The organism is Arthrobacter sp. AOP29-A2-19 (assembly GCF_058138025.1).
The window spans coordinates 1,204,011-1,220,506 of record NZ_CM176894.1; the positions used below are offsets into that span (position 1 = coordinate 1,204,011).

At 68.0% G+C, this 16,496-nt stretch carries 15 protein-coding genes and 1 pseudogene; 6 read left to right on the forward strand and 10 right to left on the reverse strand.

Annotation, left to right across the window (positions count from 1 at the left end; translation table 11 throughout):
* Positions 1-48 precede the first annotated feature (48 nt).
* The 4 genes from AC3ZJJ_RS05520 to AC3ZJJ_RS05535 all read left to right on the forward strand — a co-directional run bounded on the left by AC3ZJJ_RS05520 (position 49) and on the right by AC3ZJJ_RS05535 (position 3,939).
* Complete coding sequence (locus tag AC3ZJJ_RS05520) at positions 49-828, forward strand: IclR family transcriptional regulator (protein ID WP_489894308.1); 780 nt, start codon at positions 49-51, stop codon at positions 826-828.
* 218 nt (positions 829-1,046) lie between these two features.
* Complete coding sequence (locus tag AC3ZJJ_RS05525) at positions 1,047-2,312, forward strand: cytochrome P450 (RefSeq protein ID WP_489894310.1); 1,266 nt, start codon at positions 1,047-1,049, stop codon at positions 2,310-2,312.
* Positions 2,305-3,582 (forward strand): NAD(P)/FAD-dependent oxidoreductase, encoded by a 1,278-nt coding sequence (locus AC3ZJJ_RS05530; RefSeq protein ID WP_489894312.1) that lies wholly within the window; start codon positions 2,305-2,307, stop codon positions 3,580-3,582. Before AC3ZJJ_RS05525 ends, AC3ZJJ_RS05530 begins: the two co-directional genes overlap by 8 nt.
* Positions 3,583-3,612: 30 nt before the next feature.
* Positions 3,613-3,939, forward strand: coding sequence for a 2Fe-2S iron-sulfur cluster-binding protein (locus AC3ZJJ_RS05535; RefSeq protein WP_489894314.1), 327 nt, complete (start codon positions 3,613-3,615; stop codon positions 3,937-3,939).
* Positions 3,940-4,046: 107 nt separating this feature from the next.
* Here the strand turns inward: AC3ZJJ_RS05535 and chcB2 are convergent, their stop codons facing one another.
* The 7 genes from chcB2 to AC3ZJJ_RS05570 form a co-directional block, all read right to left on the reverse strand.
* Positions 4,047-4,790 (reverse strand): cis-4-hydroxycyclohexanecarboxylate dehydrogenase, encoded by a 744-nt coding sequence (chcB2, locus tag AC3ZJJ_RS05540; RefSeq protein WP_489894316.1) that lies wholly within the window; start codon positions 4,788-4,790, stop codon positions 4,047-4,049.
* Between the two features lie 61 nt (positions 4,791-4,851).
* Positions 4,852-6,600: a 4-oxocyclohex-2-ene-1-carboxylate 5-dehydrogenase gene (gene chcC2, locus AC3ZJJ_RS05545; protein ID WP_489894318.1), complete on the reverse strand. Its 1,749-nt coding sequence runs from the start codon at positions 6,598-6,600 to the stop codon at positions 4,852-4,854.
* A gap of 113 nt (positions 6,601-6,713) precedes the next feature.
* Positions 6,714-8,090: an MFS transporter gene (locus AC3ZJJ_RS05550; protein ID WP_489894320.1), complete on the reverse strand. Its 1,377-nt coding sequence runs from the start codon at positions 8,088-8,090 to the stop codon at positions 6,714-6,716.
* A gap of 9 nt (positions 8,091-8,099) precedes the next feature.
* Positions 8,100-8,429 carry a Dabb family protein gene (locus AC3ZJJ_RS05555; RefSeq protein WP_489894322.1) on the reverse strand — a complete coding sequence of 110 codons (330 nt, stop codon included), beginning with the start codon at positions 8,427-8,429 and terminating at the stop codon, positions 8,100-8,102.
* A complete protein-coding gene (gene chcC1 / locus AC3ZJJ_RS05560; protein ID WP_489894324.1) occupies positions 8,426-10,102 on the reverse strand; it encodes a 4-oxocyclohexanecarboxylate 2-dehydrogenase in 1,677 nt (558 codons plus the stop codon). Before chcC1 ends, AC3ZJJ_RS05555 begins: the two co-directional genes overlap by 4 nt.
* A 78-nt stretch (positions 10,103-10,180) precedes the next feature.
* Entirely contained in the window at positions 10,181-10,942 is a 762-nt protein-coding gene (locus AC3ZJJ_RS05565; RefSeq protein WP_489894326.1) for an SDR family NAD(P)-dependent oxidoreductase, read from the reverse strand.
* Between the two features lie 104 nt (positions 10,943-11,046).
* Positions 11,047-11,832 carry an IclR family transcriptional regulator gene (locus AC3ZJJ_RS05570; RefSeq protein WP_489894328.1) on the reverse strand — a complete coding sequence of 262 codons (786 nt, stop codon included), beginning with the start codon at positions 11,830-11,832 and terminating at the stop codon, positions 11,047-11,049.
* A gap of 331 nt (positions 11,833-12,163) precedes the next feature.
* On the opposite strand from AC3ZJJ_RS05570, the gene AC3ZJJ_RS05575 reads away from it, so the two are divergent.
* Positions 12,164-12,955 (forward strand): CPBP family intramembrane glutamic endopeptidase, encoded by a 792-nt coding sequence (locus tag AC3ZJJ_RS05575; protein WP_489894330.1) that lies wholly within the window; start codon positions 12,164-12,166, stop codon positions 12,953-12,955.
* A 319-nt stretch (positions 12,956-13,274) separates the two neighbouring features.
* On the opposite strand, the pseudogene AC3ZJJ_RS05580 reads toward AC3ZJJ_RS05575, so the two are convergent.
* Positions 13,275-13,427, reverse strand: a pseudogene (locus AC3ZJJ_RS05580) (L-ribulose-5-phosphate 4-epimerase); the annotation flags it as partial.
* 301 nt (positions 13,428-13,728) lie between these two features.
* Between AC3ZJJ_RS05580 and AC3ZJJ_RS05585 the strand changes: the two are divergent.
* Complete coding sequence (locus AC3ZJJ_RS05585; RefSeq protein ID WP_489894332.1) at positions 13,729-14,817, forward strand: MBL fold metallo-hydrolase; 1,089 nt, start codon at positions 13,729-13,731, stop codon at positions 14,815-14,817.
* A 385-nt stretch (positions 14,818-15,202) separates the two neighbouring features.
* Here AC3ZJJ_RS05585 and AC3ZJJ_RS05590 read toward each other — a convergent pair whose 3' ends face one another.
* Positions 15,203-15,496 (reverse strand): hypothetical protein, encoded by a 294-nt coding sequence (locus AC3ZJJ_RS05590; RefSeq protein ID WP_489894334.1) that lies wholly within the window; start codon positions 15,494-15,496, stop codon positions 15,203-15,205.
* A 242-nt stretch (positions 15,497-15,738) separates the two neighbouring features.
* Entirely contained in the window at positions 15,739-15,963 is a 225-nt protein-coding gene (locus AC3ZJJ_RS05595) for a helix-turn-helix domain-containing protein (protein ID WP_489894336.1), read from the reverse strand.
* Positions 15,964-16,496 lie beyond the last annotated feature (533 nt).

Here is a 16,496-nt window from a genome sequence, read left to right on the forward strand (position 1 = left end):
TGGCGGGACGGTCGGTGTTGGAGTCGTTCGACGCGAAAGGGAGGCGGCATGGCGAATTCCCGCAGCGGGGACTCGGTAATTGGCCGGGTCGTCCGCGTTCTGGAGGCCTTCGACCGCGACCGGCCAACCATGACCTTGTCTCGCCTGGCCGCCCGGGCGGCGTTGCCCCTGTCCACCACGCACCGTTTGGTCGAGGAACTCGTGGGCTACGGCCTGCTTCGCCGGGAGGACTCCGGCGGGGTGCGGATCGGGTTGCGTATGTGGGAGATCTCCACCAGGTCGCTGGCGGCCATGAACGTGCGGGAGGCTGCGTTGCCGTTCATGGACGATGTCCTCTCGGTCGTCCACCAGCACACCACGCTTGCGGTGCTGGATGGGAACTCCGCCCTCTATGTGGAACGGATGTCGGCCCCGGACTCGGTCCTGGACGCGGCACGGATCACCGACCGCCTTCCGCTCAACGCCTGTTCGCCGGGGCTGGTGCTCTTGGCCCATTCCTCCCCGGAGTTCCAAGAGGTTTTTCTGGCGGGGCGCATGGAGAAGGTCACGGACGAAACCCCGACCGACCCCGGCCTCATCCGCCGGCATCTTGCGGAGGTCAGGCGCCGGGGATTCGTCGCCCTGCCGGGCATCGGGGTCTCCGAGTGGCTGGGCATCGCCGTCCCCGTCTTCGGTGCCGAGCGCACGGTCGTTGCGGCGCTCAGTGCCATCGTGCCGCGGGAAGGAGCTGAGGTGCGGCTGATCGTGCCCTCCCTGCTCACTGCATCCCATGGCATCTCCCGGACTCTCGTCCGCGCGCGGCAGACCTTCCTGGGCGAAGGCGTCTAACCGCGCGGTTTATTCCGTTCAATGGAAGCGGAGCCCGCCTCTCCCGTGATGCCCCTCACAGTGGGAAGCGAGGCGCGGATCGCTTGACGGGTCGCCGGATGCTTTGGGTCCCAGCCCCGCACGATGCTCGCGTCGGTTCCGCCTCGCCTGTTTTCCGGCTCTCTTCAGCTCCTCGCGGCCCAGCGACGGAGCCTGAGCCCCCACACGAAAGGCACCTGATGTCCGCAGCAACGACGCTCGAGACGCCACTTCCGCGCAGCGACGAGGGCTCTCCACCCTATTCCCACGAACTGGACTGGCCCGAGGGCATGGAGCCCTTCAAGGTCGTCGACGACGGATCCCAGGAGGACCCCTACGCGCACTACGCCTGGATGCGGGCGAACGCGCCGGTCCTGCGGTGTTGGTCGCCGGTCTCCGACGTCTACTTCATCTCCCGCTACGAGGACGTGCGCAAGGCCTTCCGCGCGCCGAAGATCTTCTCCTCGGAGGTGGTTTCCCCTCCGCCGATGACGTTCCTGGTCCTGTTCGACGCGCCGAACCACGCCCGCCTGCGCAAGATCGTGGCCACCGCGTTCACCCCCAAGGCGATCAAACTGTTCGAGGATCGGGTGCGGGAGACCGCGAACAAGCTCCTCGACGACCTCCTCGCAAAGGGCGGCGGCGAGGTCGTGGAGGACTACGCGATCCAGTTGAGCATGGCCACGATCTCCGCGCTCCTGGATGTTCCGGCCGAGGACTACGAGAAGATGAAGTTCTGGTCCGACGAGACCTTCTCCTACTTCGGCCGCCTCGCACGCAACGCCCAGGGCACGGGCACCGACGAGGACAGCGCCCACGAGTTCTGGGCCTACCTCAAGGACACCTTGGAGCGCCTCTACGCCGAGCGGAGCCCGTCCATGGGCGGCCACATAGCCCGGATGTGGAAGGACGAGGACCTCCTCACCGAGCAGGAGGCCAAGGAGCTGTGCTCGTTCGTCTTCATCGCCGGGCACGACACGACCACGATCCTGCTCGCGAACGCGTTCCGCATCTACGCGGAGCAGCCCGCCCTGCTCGAGCGTGTGCGCGGGAATCCGGAGGATGCCGGAAAGTTCGCCGACGAGCTGGCCCGCCACAGCGGCGCGGTCCACCGCGCCAGCCGCATCACCACCGAGGAAGTGGAGGTCGCGGGAACAACCATCCCCGCGGGCAGCATCGTCCGCCTGCTCAACGCCTCCGCCAGCCGGGACCTCTTCGAGGACGGCGACTCGTTCGACATCGACCACGACAACGGCAAGTCGCTGGGCTTTGGCCACGGCGTGCACAGTTGCCTGGGCCAGCCCCTGGCCCGGCTGGAGACCATGGTCACCGCCGAGGTCTTCGCCCGGCGCCTGGACAAGATCACCCTGGATCCGGCGCGCGAGATCGAATGGGTCCGCGGCAACAACCTCGCCAACGCCGGTCCCCACCGCCTGCACGTCGTTCTGGAGGCGCACAATGACTGAGCGCGCCACGGATCCCATCGTCATCGTCGGCTCCGGGCACGGCGGCGTCGCCGTCGCCGCGGGCCTCCGGAGCCGCGGCTGGTTGGGAGGGATTGTCCTCCTGGACGCCCAGGATGACGCCCCCTACGAGCGGCCGCCCCTGTCGAAGGACCTGCTGGTGCCGGGCGCCGGGGAACGGACCGCCCTGCTGCGCAACGAGGACTACTACGGGGCCAAGGACATAGAGCGGGCGGCGGGGCAGGCCGTCGTTTCGATCGACCGGCCGGGCCGCGCCGTCGTCTTCGCGGACGGCAGCCGACGCCCCTACCACCGGCTCGTGCTGGCCACCGGCTCCCGGGCCCGCGACCTGCCCGTGCCGGGCGCGGACCTCGATGGCGTGCTCGCGCTGCGCACCCACCGGGACGGGCTGGCCATCAAGCGGTCCCTGGTCGCCGGCGCGCGGGTGGTGGTCATCGGAGCCGGCTTCATCGGGATGGAAGTGGCCGCCGCGGCCCTGAAGAACGGCTGCGAGGTCACGGTGCTGGAGTTCCAGGACCGGGTCATGAAACGTGTGACCTCCCCGCCGGTGTCCGCCTTCTTCGAACGCCTCCACCGCTCCCGCGGCGTACGGCTGGAGTTCGGTGCGGCCGTGACCGAACTGCAGGGCGAGGAACGCGTCGAGCGGGTCCTCACCGCGGACGGACGAACCTTCGGGGCCGACGTCGTCGTCGCCGGGATCGGAGTGCTGCCCAACCAGGAGCTGGCGGAAGCCGCCGGACTCGCCTGCCAGGACGGCGTTCTCGTCGACGAGCGGTGCCGCACAAGCGACCCCCTCATCCACGCCGTCGGTGACGTCACGCGGTCCACCAGCCCGTTCAGCGGCACGAGCCAAAGACTGGAATCCATCCAGAACGCGGCCGCCCAGGCCGAGTCCGTGGTCAGCGACATCCTGCACCATGACGACAAGCCGGCGGAAGTGCCCTGGTTCTGGACCGTCCAGCACGGTGTGCGCCTGCAGACGGCCGGCGTCATGCACCCTGACGACGAGGCCATCGTGCGCGGCGACCCCCAATCGGGCAGGTTTTCCGTGGTCTACCTTCGCGGGGGCCGCCTGTCCGCCGTCGACACCGTAGGCGGCCTGGCCGACTTCCGCCCCGCCAAGAAACTGATCCCCGCGGGCCGGCCGCTGGATCCGGACCTGGTCGCCGATCCGGGCATCAAGCTCGAGGACGCCGTGATTGGCGCGGACCTCCGGCCGACCGGCCCCGAGACCGCCACAGCGCTGGTCTGATCTACCCCCACCTCAGAGAAAAGAGCACCGATGAGCAACAACACCCTGAACGTGATCGATCGTGACGGCCAACACCACCCGGTGGGCTGGGAACGGGAACAGAGCCTGATGGAGGCCCTGCGGGACAACGACCTCCCCGTGCTCGCGTCCTGCGGGGGCACGGCCTCCTGCGCGACCTGCCACGTTTTCATGGACCGGGACATTGTCGCGAGCCTGGGCGAACGCAGCGAGGACGAGTCCGAGCTGCTCGTGGACGCGGAAGGCTTCCAGGAGGACTGCTCGCGCCTCTCCTGCCAGGTCGAGTTCGAGGACCGACTCGACGGCATGACGGTCACCCTCGCCCCCGAAGAGGACTGAACCCCCGCCGCACCACACGCACAGTGCCCCGTCGCCCGAAAGGGCGACGGGGCACTGTGCGCTTCTGTGCCGGACGCTCCCGCTCCCGGCCCCGCTCCCGGGGGGTCTCAGAGTGCGGTGTAGCCGCCGTCGGCGTGCACGCACGTGCCGGTCACGAAAGAGGAGCGCCCCGAGGCCAGGAAAAGCGCGACCTGCGCGATCTCCTCCGGCTCGGCCAGTCGGCCGATCGGCTGCTTGTCGACCATGCCCTCCCGCACGTCCGCCGGAAGTCCCGCGACCAGCGGTGTGTGGACATAGCCAGGCGAGATGGCGTTGACCCGGATGCCCTGTCGGGCGTACGTGACGGCCGTGGACCGGGTGAAGTTCACGACTCCCGCCTTGGCCGCCGAGTACGCCGTGGAGTTCGCCTGGCCCACGTGGGCCAGGATCGAGCCCATGTTCACGATCGCCCCGCCCGCATGCTCAAGCATGTGGGCGATGGCGTGCTTGTTCGACAGGGCGACGCCGGTGAGGTTGATGTCGATAACCTTCTGCCAGTCGTCCAGGACCATCTCGTGCACCGGAGCCTTCTTCTCGGCGATCCCGGCGTTGGCCACGAGCACGTCCAGGCCGCCGAACGCTGCGACGGCCGCGGCCATCAGGGCCGCGACCGACTCCTCGTCCGTCACGTCGGTGCGCACGAACAGCGCGCGGCCGCCCGCCCCCTTGATGCCTGCGGCGACGTCCTCGGCCCCCGGGGCGAGGTCGCCGATGACGACGGCGGCGCCCTCGGCGGCGAACACCTCGGCGATCGCGCGGCCTATCCCCGAGGCCGCCCCGGTGACGACCGCGACCTTGTCCCGCAGCTCCATGGTTCTCTCCGCTCTGCCACGTTCGGTCGTCGTGCTTGTGGATGCACTTCCGGCATCCCGGTCAGGCCGGGGTCGTTGTCCCTGGTGCCGTGCCGGCCGCGGCGGGTACGGTTTGCCGCGCGGCGAAGGCGGCGATGTCGCGCCCGGCGCGGTAGCCGAAGACGATGGCCGGTCCGATGTGGGAGCCGTAGCCGGGGTATCCGCCGCCGAAGACGGAGGCGGCCGCGGCCCCCACCGCCAGCACGCCGGGAATGGGGTTCCCCTGCAGGTCCAGGACCCGGGAGTCGTCGTCCACGTCGAGCCCGGCGAAGGCGCCCAGGTCTCCCATGCGCATCTTGGCGGCGTAGTACGGCGCCTTGTCCAGCGGGGCGAGGTTTGGGTTGGGCGTGTGGTCCTTATCGCCGCGGAAGTGGTTGTACTCCGTGGAGCCCCGGCCGAACCTTGTGTCCTCGCCCCGGAGGGCGTCGGCGTTGAACTCCGTGAGGGTTGCGCGGAGACTATCGGCGGGAACGCCTAGCTTCCCGGCGAGGTCCTCAAGGGTGTCGCCCTTGACGAGGTAGTCGATCCAGTAGTTGTAGGCCCGCGGGACGGGCCAGGGCTTGGCGTAGCCCAGGCCGTACTTGCGCATGGTCTTCGCGTCCCCGACCAGCCACGCGTAGGTGTCCTTCTCCCCGCGGTTGTGCTCAAGCATCTGCCGGCCGAAGTCGTGGTAGGACAGGGCCTCGTTGCCGAAGCGTTTCCCGTGCCGGTCAACGGCGATCAGCCCCGGCAGGCCGATGGCGCGCAGGTGGGGGAAGACGCGCTGCTTGCCGTTGCGCAGGAACTTGAAGACCGTGATCGGGGCCCAGGAGCCGGGGCTGTGGGGGGAATCGTCGATGTGCCCGCCGAGCTCCTTGGTCAGCTCCCACGCGTCGCCGTCGTGGCCGATGGTCGGGGTGACGTGGTTGGTGCCGTCGGGATCGTGGGGGAAGTGCTTCTTCCGCAGCTCGGTGTGCCCGGTGAACCCGCCGGAGGCGAGGATGACGCCGACCTTCGCGTGCACCGTCACGGGGTGTTTGCCCCCCAGGATCGCCCCGTCGACCGCTCCCTCGGCGTCGCGGACCAGGGCCTGGACGGGGGCCTCCGTCCACAAGCGCACCCCGGCGTCCTTGGCGGAGGCCACCATCAGGGTCATCAGCGCGTTTCCGTTGGTGCGCAGCACCCCGCGCCGGTAGATGAGCGTGTCGATCCAGGTGCGCGCGACCTTGCCCGTGAGGTAGGCGAAGGACTTCAGCGACTGGTTGGCGTGGGTGACGTGGTACATGTTCGCACCCACCTGGGGCATGTAGCCGTAGACGGTGTAGGAGGACATGTAGGGCTGCATGCGCAGCCGGTCCTCGCCGAGGATCCGCGCGTCGGTGTCCTTCGGAATGATCGCCCGGCCCGAGAGCCTCGCCCCGGGCTGGTCCATCTGGTAGTCCGGGGCCGCCGGCGGGTAGGTGAACTCCACAGCGGTGTCCTGCTCCAGGAAGGAGACGGCCTCGGGGACGCCGTCCAGGAAGGTCTCCACCCGGGTCGTCTTGTAGGTGTCCGGGGCGATCGCCCTCAGGTAGGTTTCCACCTCTTGGCGGGTGTCGCCCTCGGCGACCCCCTGCTTGTTGCCCGGGAGCCAGGCCCAGCCGGCAGAGATCGCTGTCGTCCCCCCGAGGTACTTGTCCTTCTCGGCGACGACGACGCTCAGGCCCTGGCTTGCTGCCTTCAGCGCCGCGGTCATACCCGCCGCGCCGGATCCCACGACGAGGACGTCGCATTCGATTGGCTTGGTGCTCATGTGTGCTCCTTTGGGCGAAGCGGTGGCGCTTCGCGGTTGCTGTGGTCTTGGGACCGGTTTCGGTCGTGTGGCGTACGCGTTGGCCCGGGTGCCGGGCCCGGGCCAACGGCGCCCTACGGGGCGGGGGCGGCCAGCTTCCGCTCTGCGACCCGTGCCCGGCGGAGCGCGGTTCCTTCGAGGTAGGGCGCCCCGAGCTCCTCGATCGGCGTCCTATAGGTCTCGCGGGAGAAGAACACGCAGGCCGCGGCGATCAGCATGCAGGCCGCGGCGAAGACAGCCACGGGCACCCAGCCGGTGGCGCCCGGGGTCATCAGCACGCTGGCGATCATCGGCGCGAAGCCCGCCAGGACCAGTCCGAGCTGGTTGCCTAGCGCCATGCCGGTGTAGCGCACCGGGGTAGCGAACTGCTCGGAGACGAAGGCGCACCAGACGCCGTTGTAGCAGGAGTACAGCAGGGTCATGTTAAGGAATGCCGCCAGGAAGACAAGCACGATGTTCCCGGATGACAGCGCCAGGAAGTACACGAAGATCGTGGCTCCGGTGCCGATCGCCGCGGTCAGCAGCAGCGGGCGGCGTCCGATCCGGTCCGCGAGCTTCGCGGTGAACGGTATGACGAACATCGACAGGCCGATCGCGACGGCGTTGACGGTCAGGATGGATGTCCGGTCGAAGCCTGCGGCCGAGGTGGCGTAGGCGAGGCCGAAGACGGTGAAGATCGTCTGCATCACGACCTGGATGGACATCCCCACGACCCGGAGCACGTCCGGCGCCTGGAACTTCAGAACCTCCTTGACGGGCATCGGGGCGACCTGGTTATTGTCCTGGGCGTCCTCGAAGACCGGTGTTTCGTCCAGGTGGGTGCGGACCCAGTAGGCGACGGCGAGGACCAGGATGGAGAGCCAGAACGGGATGCGCCAGCCCCAGGCCATCATGGCTTCCTGCGGCAGGGCCGTGACCGGGATGAAGACAAGGGTCGCCAGAACCATTCCGGAGGCGTAGCCCATCATCACGAAGCTGGTGAAGAAGGCACGCTTTCCGTCCGGCGAGTGTTCCAGGGTGAGGGTGGAAGCGCCGGCGGACTCGGCTCCGGCGGAGAATCCCTGGGCCAGGCGGCCGGCCACCAGCAGGATCGGGGCCCACACGCCGACCTGCTCGTAGGTGGGGAGGAAACCAATGCCGAGCGACGCGAGGCCCATGATTCCCAGCGTGAGCAGCAGGATCTTCTTTCGGCCCAGCTTGTCGCCGAAGTGTCCCATGACCAGTCCGCCGACCGGTCGCGCCACATAGGCGACGCCGAAGGTGGCAAGGGAGCCGATCAGCCCGATCGCGGGATCCTCGGACGGGAAGAAGAGGTGCGGGAACACGAGTGCGGCGGCGGTGCCGTAGATGAAGAAGTCGTAGTACTCCAGCGTGCTGCCCAAGTAGGACGCCAGGGCGGCCTTCCCGGGGGTCTTGCGTGGCGCCGGGTTTGTGTGGGTTGCGGTGTCCATGCGTGTCTCCTAGGACTGAGTTGTCTGGATGGGAGCCGGTTCGGGGGCGCCGAGGTGGAAGTCGACCGAAAGGATCTGCTCGCTGTTGGGGAAGGAATACGCCTTGAGCGGCTCGTGCAGGGGGTGCGTGTTGTACACCGCGATGTCCTCGATCCGTTCGAAGTCCGCGACGATCGCGTAGTCGAACGAGCGTTCCGCGCCGAGCACGTCCTGGCCGTGGGTCAGGCGCAGCATGCCGGGGATGTTTCCGGCCATCCTGTCGAGTCCGGCGATCCACGCCCGCCTGTCGGCGGGAGGGAAGTCCGGCTTGAACTTGAAGAGGACGGTGTGGCGGATCATCCGTCCACCCCCGCGAGTTCGCCGACCTGCCCGGCCGGCGTGTGGGCGGCGGGATCCTGGCCGGCGAGGGCGCGGCCGGCCAGGTAGCCCATGGTCATGATCGGACCGAGCGTGGCGCCGGCACCGGGGTACCCGGCGGCGTAGGCGTTTTCGGTGGTGTTGCCGGCCGCGTAGAGCCCCTCGATCGGCTGGTTGTCCACGTCGAGCACGCGGGCGGACCCGTCGGTGACCACTCCGCCGTTGGTTCCGAAGGCGCCGTTGACCACTTCCAGGGCGTAGAACGGGCCGGTCTGCAGGGGTCCGAGCGACGGGTTGGGCCACGGGCAGTCGTCGTCGCCCCAATACTTGTCGTACGCTGATTCGCCGCGTCCGAAGTCCGGGTCCTCGCCCTTGACCGCGTAGGTGTTGAAGCGCTCCACAGTGGCGGCCAGGTTCTCGGCGGGGACGCCGATTTTCCCGGCCAGCTCCGCCAGGGTGGGGGCTTCGACCAGGTAGTCGGGGGTCGGCAGGCCGGCGCGGTGGGCAAGGATCCCGTAGCGCTGCAGGTAGGTGTGGTCCAAGACCACGTGGGCCGGCGTGTTCAACGTCTGGTTTCCCGCGGAGTCCCAGGACTGCAGGGAGCGGGCCAGGTCGTTGTAGTTCTGGGATTCGTTGGCGAAGCGGCGGCCGTGCCGGTTCACCATGATGGATCCCGGACCCTGGCGCTCGAAGCGCAGCAGCGTGCCCACCGGCGTCCCGTCGCGCAGGTCGCCGGTGATGGACATCGGGGCCCACCACGCTTCGCGGGTTCCGCGGGTCTGTCCGCCGATGCGCTGGGACATCCGCAGCCCGTCGCCGGTGTTCGAGGGCGGGGAGCACATGGTGTGCAGCCGCGAGGACAGCATCGAGTCGGCCAGCGCCTTGTCCCATTCGAACCCGCCGGTGGCCAGGACGACGCCGTCCTTCGCCCGGATAACCTCGCCGGTTTCCAGTTCGACGCCGGTTACCCGGCCGTCGTCGCTGAGCAGGCGGTTACCGCGTGCCCCGGTGACGAGGGTGGCACCATCCCGGACCAGGCTGGCCAGGAGCATCGAGACCAGGGCCTGGCCCTTGGCCACCAACCCCTCGGACTGGCGCTGGTTCAGTTCGTCCCAGGGGAACTTGGTGAAGGCTCCCCAGCTTTCGTATTCCTGCATGGTGAACGGTGCTCGGCCGTCCGTGCGGACATGCGCCGTGAGGTGCCCCAGGGCTTCTCTGCTGTTGAACAGCTCCGGCTCCACGGTGCGTCCGCCCTCCACGGCGCCGGGCAGGTCTTGGCGGTAGTCGGGAAAGTTGGTCAGGAAGATGAAGCGCAGTCCGCATTCTTCCTCCACGAAGCGGAGCATCTGGTCCCCGAAGGTCAGCGCGGCGTCCACGAGCTCTTGCCGTCCGCGTCCGCGGGCAACGGCCCGGACGTATTCGGAGGCCGCTTCCTTGGAATCGGCGATGCCGGCCTCGCGGGCGTGGTGGTTGTCGGCCACCCACAGCATCCCGCCGGAGACCGCCGATGTCCCACCCAACAGCCGGCTCTTTTCCAGGACGACGACGGACTTGCCGGCGCGGGCGGCTGTCGCGGCCGCCGTCAGCGCGCCGGCGCCGGACCCGACGACGACGACGTCGTAGCTGTCCAATGCGGCACCATTAACGATTTTCATGTTTGCCTTTCAAGAGTTGTCCAACTCGCCGCGGGCAGGGCTGTAGAGCTGCCGGTTGCCTGGGGGGAGTGGTGCGGTTCAGACGGCGGTGTAGCCGCCGTCGATGACAAGTTCGGAGCCGGTGGTGAAGCGGGACTCGTCCGAGGCCAGGTAAAGCACGCCGTAGGCGATTTCGTCCGGCTGGCCCTGTCGGGGCAGCGGGTTGGAGCCAACCAGCTGCCTGTAGTAGGCCTCGGCGCCGATCTCGGACTGCTCGGCCGAGCGGCGGCTCATCCGGGTGTCCATTGATCCGGGGTGGATGGAGTTGACCCGGATGCCGTGGAAGCCGTACGCCGCCGCGTCGGACTTGCTGAGCAGCCGAACGGCGCCCTTGGTCGCGTGGTAAAGCGGCACGTTCCTGCCGCCGGTGATGCCGTGGATGGACGAGAAGTTCACGATGCTTCCGGCGCCCTTCTCGATCATGCCGGGGACCGCGTGCTTGGTCATCAGCCACACGCCTTTGACGTTGACGTTGAAAATGGTGTCGAAGTCCGAGACCGAGGCGGTGTGGGAGGCGCCCGCGGGGCCGATGATGCCCGCGGCGTTCACCAGGATGTCCGGTGAGCCCAAATCGTCGCGGACCCGGCGGATGGCCTCGGCGACGCTGTCCTCGCTGGTGACGTCGACGTCGTACTGGCTGATGTTCTTGTTCGTCGCGGCGGAAGGAATGCCCGCAACGTCCAGGCTCGCGACGTTGGCACCGTGCTCGGCCAGCAGCGCGGCGGTGGCGCTGCCCAAATCGCCGCGGCCCCCCGTAACGATGGCGGTCTTCCCGGCCACCCGACCCTGTGTGCGGTCCATCTAGTGCTCCTTTGACTCGAGCAGCCTCTTTGCTGCCTAAGCCAGAGTGGCAGTGGCGCAGTGAGCCAAGCCACACGATTGCCAATGAACGGTAATCCGAGGCGTCAATTGCTTTGGCGCAGGGCTCCCTTGAGCTCGCCGGACCAGCCCAGTGCCCTGGAAATGCCGCGGGCCCCGGCCATCAGGACCGGCACCCGCGCGGCGGTGTTCTCCTCCGTCAGCGGCACGATCACGCTCAATGCCGCGACGACGGTGTTGTCGGGCCCGAAGACCGGCACGGCGATACCCGTGGTTTCCGGGACGATTATCCCCGGCATGGCCGCGAAGCCGCGCTGCCTGATTTCGGCCAAGTGCCGGCGGAGGATCGCTGGACCGGTGATGGTGTTCTCGGTGAATTTGGTCAGGGGTCCGGCCAGGATGCCCTCCTGGTACCGGGACGGTGAATGGGCCAGCAGCACCAGCCCGGACGAGGTCGCGTGCAGCGGCAGGCGGCCGGCGATTTTCGAGATGTCCACGATGGTCGCATGCGAGCCGATTCGCTCGATGTAGAGGACCTCGTCGGAATCCAGGATGCCCAGGGTGGTTGCATGCTGGACCACGGCTTGGACGTCCTCCATGAACGGGAGGGCGGCCTCGCGGAGGCTCACCATCTTGGAACCGCGGGAAGCCAGTTCCCACATCCGGGTGCCGATGTGGACGTCGCCGCTGGGTTCGCGATCGAGGAGGCGTTCGAGCAGCAGTTCGTTGACCAGCCGGTAGGTGGTGGTCACGGGCAGCCCGGTCCTGCGCGCGAGTTCTGCGACACTCATGGAGGAATGGCGGTCGTCGAAAGCGCTGGCGACCCTCACGAAGCGCCTGATGATCGATTCTCCCGATCCGGAATTGGCCACTGTTGTTCCTCCTCAGGATTACCGCCCAATGGTAGTCATCCTCGGTGGCGCGCCCGCCACCCGGTTGTCGCAACCGATGCGATTTGCCGGGTCCCGCTCGTCATGTGCGCCGCTATCGGCGTTCGCCATTGAGAAAACGAGGCATCGGGGGCGACCCGGTCGGGGGACAGGACGGATCTTGCGCCCCGCGGGAAGGACCTAGTCCTTATAGCATCCACTGGAGAATGGGTCCATGGAGATTCGGGAAGACACACGGAAGCCCCCACGCGAGGTTTCAGGGGGTCGGGGCATCGGGCGATGGTTCGTCGCCGCATGTGCCATGTTTGGCGCGGTGTGTCTCATTGTCGTCGTCGTGGCGTTCCCGTCCGGGACACCCGTCTCTTCCGATGCAGGAGCGCCCGCGGTCCCCATCTGGGTGACCGTGGTGCCCGCGCTGGCAGGCATCGCGTTGGCGCTGGTACTGCCGCGGCGTCCACCGGCGCTTCGGGCGGTGGCGGTGCGGCGCGACCGCTTGCTGGCAACCACCGGGATCCTGCTGGGCCTCGCCCTGGCCTTTCCGCTGACGGTGGGCCTTCTGCGCGTGCAGGGCGAAATGTACATTCTGGCGAAGCTCGTCCTGCTCATGCTGGTGCCAGCCGCGATTGTCCTGGCGATCCGGGACGCCGTCCGCCTCGAGGTTCACCGGGCGGCGTGGCGGTGGTGGGCGCCGGCCGCAGTCGTCGCCGTTTGGACGCTGCTCTCCCAGGTCGCGCCGTGGAACCCGTCCTTCGACTTCGCGGGCATGGACCCGGCCTTCGTGGCCGTTGCCGCCCTCGCGACCGCGGTAACGGCCGGCGTCGGCGAAGAGCTGTTCTACCGCCGGTGGCTGCAGACCCGGCTCGAGGCACTCATCGGGCCGTGGCCGGGCATCGCGTTGACATCGGTGGCCTTCGCGCTGATGCACCTGGGCTCGCACGGGACCGGAGAACCGTTTCTGGACGTGGCGCGCGTCGTCGTCGCCCAAGGCTCGTTCGGCCTCCTCGTGGGCGTGCTGTGGTGGCGATACCGCAACCTGACACTGATCATCGCCGCACACCTGATCGTCAACGGCTGGGGCGTGGTCGCCGCCATACTGCGCACGTAGGGTGAAGGCCCCGGTGGGGGAACCGGGGCCTTCGTCATCACTCGCACCTGTTGGGGTAGCTACGACTCTACGGACCCGAGTTGTGCGGCGCCTGTAGGCCAGGTGGGAAACCGCTCCACGGGCGTGCGGCGCACCATCCGAAGCCCACGCCGGCGCGGGGCCCATACGCGTCCTTCGCGTCCAGGAAAGGTCCCGGACAGCAGAGCGCCCCCGCGCTGCCTATGGGGTGGGGGGCGCATGATCTGCCTAGGCATTGGTGGATCCGACGCTGGCGGGACGCCCACTTTGGGGGAAGGGCGGTTCCGCTGAACCCGGTCGTCACGGGGCGGCTGCGGTGTCCGGAGAGCGTCTCCACGATTCCCCGGCCGATCGAGGCGTCGCCGATGATCGCGAACGGTCCCACCGGGATCGGGCCGCCGAACTCGTCGGCCACTGCCGTCAGGACGCACGGGATCTCCTTCCCGCGCGACGCCCGATGACGTCGCATAAAGCGCCGATATCCACTGCGTCTAGCACTTATATTTCGGACTGATCAATGGGCGTTGACTGTGTATGGGTAACAGGGACAAATCGGGTCCGGGCCCGGACCGACCGGGGCCATACTGGTCATCGACTTATGATGCCCGACACACACTGGAGTGTTTCCCATGCCCGAATCGCGTCCCAACATTGACCCTGTGAAGGGGGTCTCGCGACGCCGTGCCCTTGGCCTCGCCTCCGCCTTCGGCCTGGCACCGCTGGCGGTCACCGCCTGCACGCCGGAAAAAGGGCCGTTGGCAGTTGGTACCGGGGCGACTCCCGCGGCAGCGGCCGGCGCCCGCGTCCCCCTAACCACCGACGCGGCCAACCGCCTCGTGTTGCTGGGAACCAGTGGAGGGCCGCCCTGGTGGAACGACTCGGATCGCGAGGGCGTTGCCTCGGCAGTCGTCGTGGGCGACAAGTACTATCTCGTGGATGCCGGCGACGGCGTGGGGAAACAGATCAAGAAGGCCAGACTGGGCACGTGGGACAAGGACATGCGGGGCCCGCTGGACGCACTGTCCGCGGTGTTCCTCACCCATCTCCATTCGGACCACATCTCGGACTTGTACAACCTGGTTGGCACCGGTCTTCAGAACGGCGTGGCCATCCCGGATAGGGTCCTGCAGATCTTTGGCCCTGGTAACCGCGGCGCGTTGCCGGTCAACTACAGGGGCGAGAAGATCCCGACCGATCAGGTCGTGAACCCGGGGAACCCGACGCCGGGGACTCGCGAGACGATCGAGGCGATGATCACGACCTTCGCCACCGACTTCAACGACCGCATCGTCGACTCCGGGTATCCACCGCCACGGGACTTCTTCGTGGGCCGGGACATCGAACTGCCAGCCGGATTGATCGATGATCCCAACGGGGATCCGCATCCCCGGATGCGTCCGATCGACGTGTTTGAGGACGACCGCGTCAAGGTAACGGCCACTCTCGTTCAGCATGCCCCCGTGTTCCCGGCGTTCGCGTTCCGCTTCGACACGGACACCGGATCGGTCACGTTCTCCGGGGACACCGGCCCCAGCGAGAACCTTGTCGAGCTGGCGCAGGGCTCGGACATCCTCGTGCACGAGGCCATCGCGGCACAGTGGGTCGCCCAGCGCCATCCCGAACCGCGCGACGAGGCCGCCGAGGCCGAATACCAGCACCTGATTGGTGCCCACACCGTCATTGAGGACATCGGCGGGATCGCCGAGCGGGCTGGCGTCAAGAAACTCGTGCTGAACCATTTGGTGCCCGGGAACTGGCCGGTCAAGGAATGGGAGAAGGCGGGCACAGGTTTCTCCGGCGAACTGGTCATCGGGGAGGACCTCGACGCAATCGCCATCGGCTAAGAGAAACGCCCCCGCCGGTCTATGCGGCGGGGGCGTGCTCGCATGCCGGCCCAAAGCCACGTGCGAGTTCCCGCCACTTGGGGGTTGGCGGGAACGAGCGGCCCGGACGTTGGGGGAACCCGGGCCGAAATCGAATCCCACTGTCCAGAAAGTGTGATTCGCAAAAGCCGCGATGCGAATGGCACCGGTCCGACCCAGGACGATGGTGAGCCCCTCATTACCCGGAGTCGTGACCGGCAGGTCAATCCCTGACGTATGCGCCATTATCGGCGTTGGTGCTCCTTGGCTTGCGGTTAGGAGCATCGCCGGGAAGCGGACACCGAACTGATCTCACATGGGCGGGAGACTAGGGGCCGGTGCACCGTGCGTGACGCCTGAACATGCCCTAGTCCGGGGACGGCGGGGAGATGCCCGTCGGGGCAGTCAACCGAGGATCGTCGCTGTAGGCGGCGCGGGGAAGCGGGGGCAGGGCGTCGATGAGCTCGTTTGCCGCCTCGGCCAAGAGGTCTCGCTCCAGGGACGGCAGCGACAGCAGCCCCTGAAGGTACGCCTCGACTTCGGTTTCCCTGGCCTTTCCGCCCAGGCCGAAGTAGGCGACCCATAGGTCGCCGTAGCCGATGAACGATGCGCGCAGCGCCGCCAGCAGCGCCCTGCTCTGCAGGTCCCCATAGATGTCCACTGTTCCGCTCCCACCGTCTCGAAGCCCGTTCCGCTGGAATCATTGTGGCGCGCGCATAGAACGGTGGGCAGACAAGGGAGCGTCCCCCGCCGGACGCCTGGCCGGGGACGGCCCGGGCCGCGCACCGGCTCCACCCGCCCACAGCACAGCGCCGCCCACACCCGGCCCCCGCCCACCGGGCACCGTGGACGGCCGCTATGGAGGGCCGGAACGACCGGCCCTAACCCCGCGAATGACCCTCGTCAGCCGGACGCGGGGTGGTCGGGCTGAACCGGCGCGTGCTGCTCCGCGACCAAATATTCCTCCACCGCCGCAACCGGCACGCAGTAGGACCGCCCGAACCGCACCGCCGGGAGCTCCCCGGACTGCACCAACCGGTACACGGTCATCTTCGACACCCGCATCGCTGCGGCGACCTCGGCCACCGTCAGATACTGGGCATGGGCAAACTTCTGCAGATCCACCACTGATTCCCCAATCAGAAAAGCCGTTGTCCCCACGACGGACCAAAAGACGCACCCAGAACTTTGTCCACGGGAGCACCGTTAGCCAACCCAAGCACACCCGGTCCCCGAACACTAGGTTTTGCCAACACGTACTGAAGGTCAAGGGTCGGTTTCGATATCGGAGGCCCCTCCCGGCAGAGCGCCCCCCGCCTGCGGGGCGGGGGGCGCATAACTGCGGTGCATCGGTCTTGGGGAAACCGATGCCGGCGGTCCCACCCATTGGGGGGTGAGGCGGGGCCCCGGCGATCCGGGCGGCGCTTGGGGGAAGCCGCGCGGACGCAACAAATAGGATAATCGAACCGCGACGGATGTTGTCAAGCCCGTGGACCCGGTGTGTGGGCAACGGGAGAATACGAGGCTTCGAGCCCGCCATATGCGCCGTTATCGGCGTTCGAGGCCAAATGGGCCAGCTCCAACGACCTTTGTTCGGAGTCATCGTGAAGGGCGGGGCGGGCCAGGATCCCGCCGTCGAAACGGTCTCGCTTTCGTGTCTC

Bases quoted from the DNA above. Each gene is read 5' to 3' on its own strand.
- AC3ZJJ_RS05565 (WP_489894326.1), bottom strand. From the start codon at position 10,942: ATGGACCGCACACAGGGTCGGGTGGCCGGGAAGACCGCCATCGTTACG.
- AC3ZJJ_RS05520 (WP_489894308.1), top strand. From the start codon at position 49: ATGGCGAATTCCCGCAGCGGGGACTCGGTAATTGGCCGGGTCGTCCGC.
- AC3ZJJ_RS05550 (WP_489894320.1), bottom strand. From the start codon at position 8,090: ATGGACACCGCAACCCACACAAACCCGGCGCCACGCAAGACCCCCGGG.
- AC3ZJJ_RS05530 (WP_489894312.1), top strand. From the start codon at position 2,305: ATGACTGAGCGCGCCACGGATCCCATCGTCATCGTCGGCTCCGGGCAC.
- chcC1 (WP_489894324.1), bottom strand. From the start codon at position 10,102: ATGAAAATCGTTAATGGTGCCGCATTGGACAGCTACGACGTCGTCGTC.
- chcC2 (WP_489894318.1), bottom strand. From the start codon at position 6,600: ATGAGCACCAAGCCAATCGAATGCGACGTCCTCGTCGTGGGATCCGGC.
- AC3ZJJ_RS05525 (WP_489894310.1), top strand. From the start codon at position 1,047: ATGTCCGCAGCAACGACGCTCGAGACGCCACTTCCGCGCAGCGACGAG.
- chcB2 (WP_489894316.1), bottom strand. From the start codon at position 4,790: ATGGAGCTGCGGGACAAGGTCGCGGTCGTCACCGGGGCGGCCTCGGGG.
- AC3ZJJ_RS05555 (WP_489894322.1), bottom strand. From the start codon at position 8,429: ATGATCCGCCACACCGTCCTCTTCAAGTTCAAGCCGGACTTCCCTCCC.
- AC3ZJJ_RS05535 (WP_489894314.1), top strand. From the start codon at position 3,613: ATGAGCAACAACACCCTGAACGTGATCGATCGTGACGGCCAACACCAC.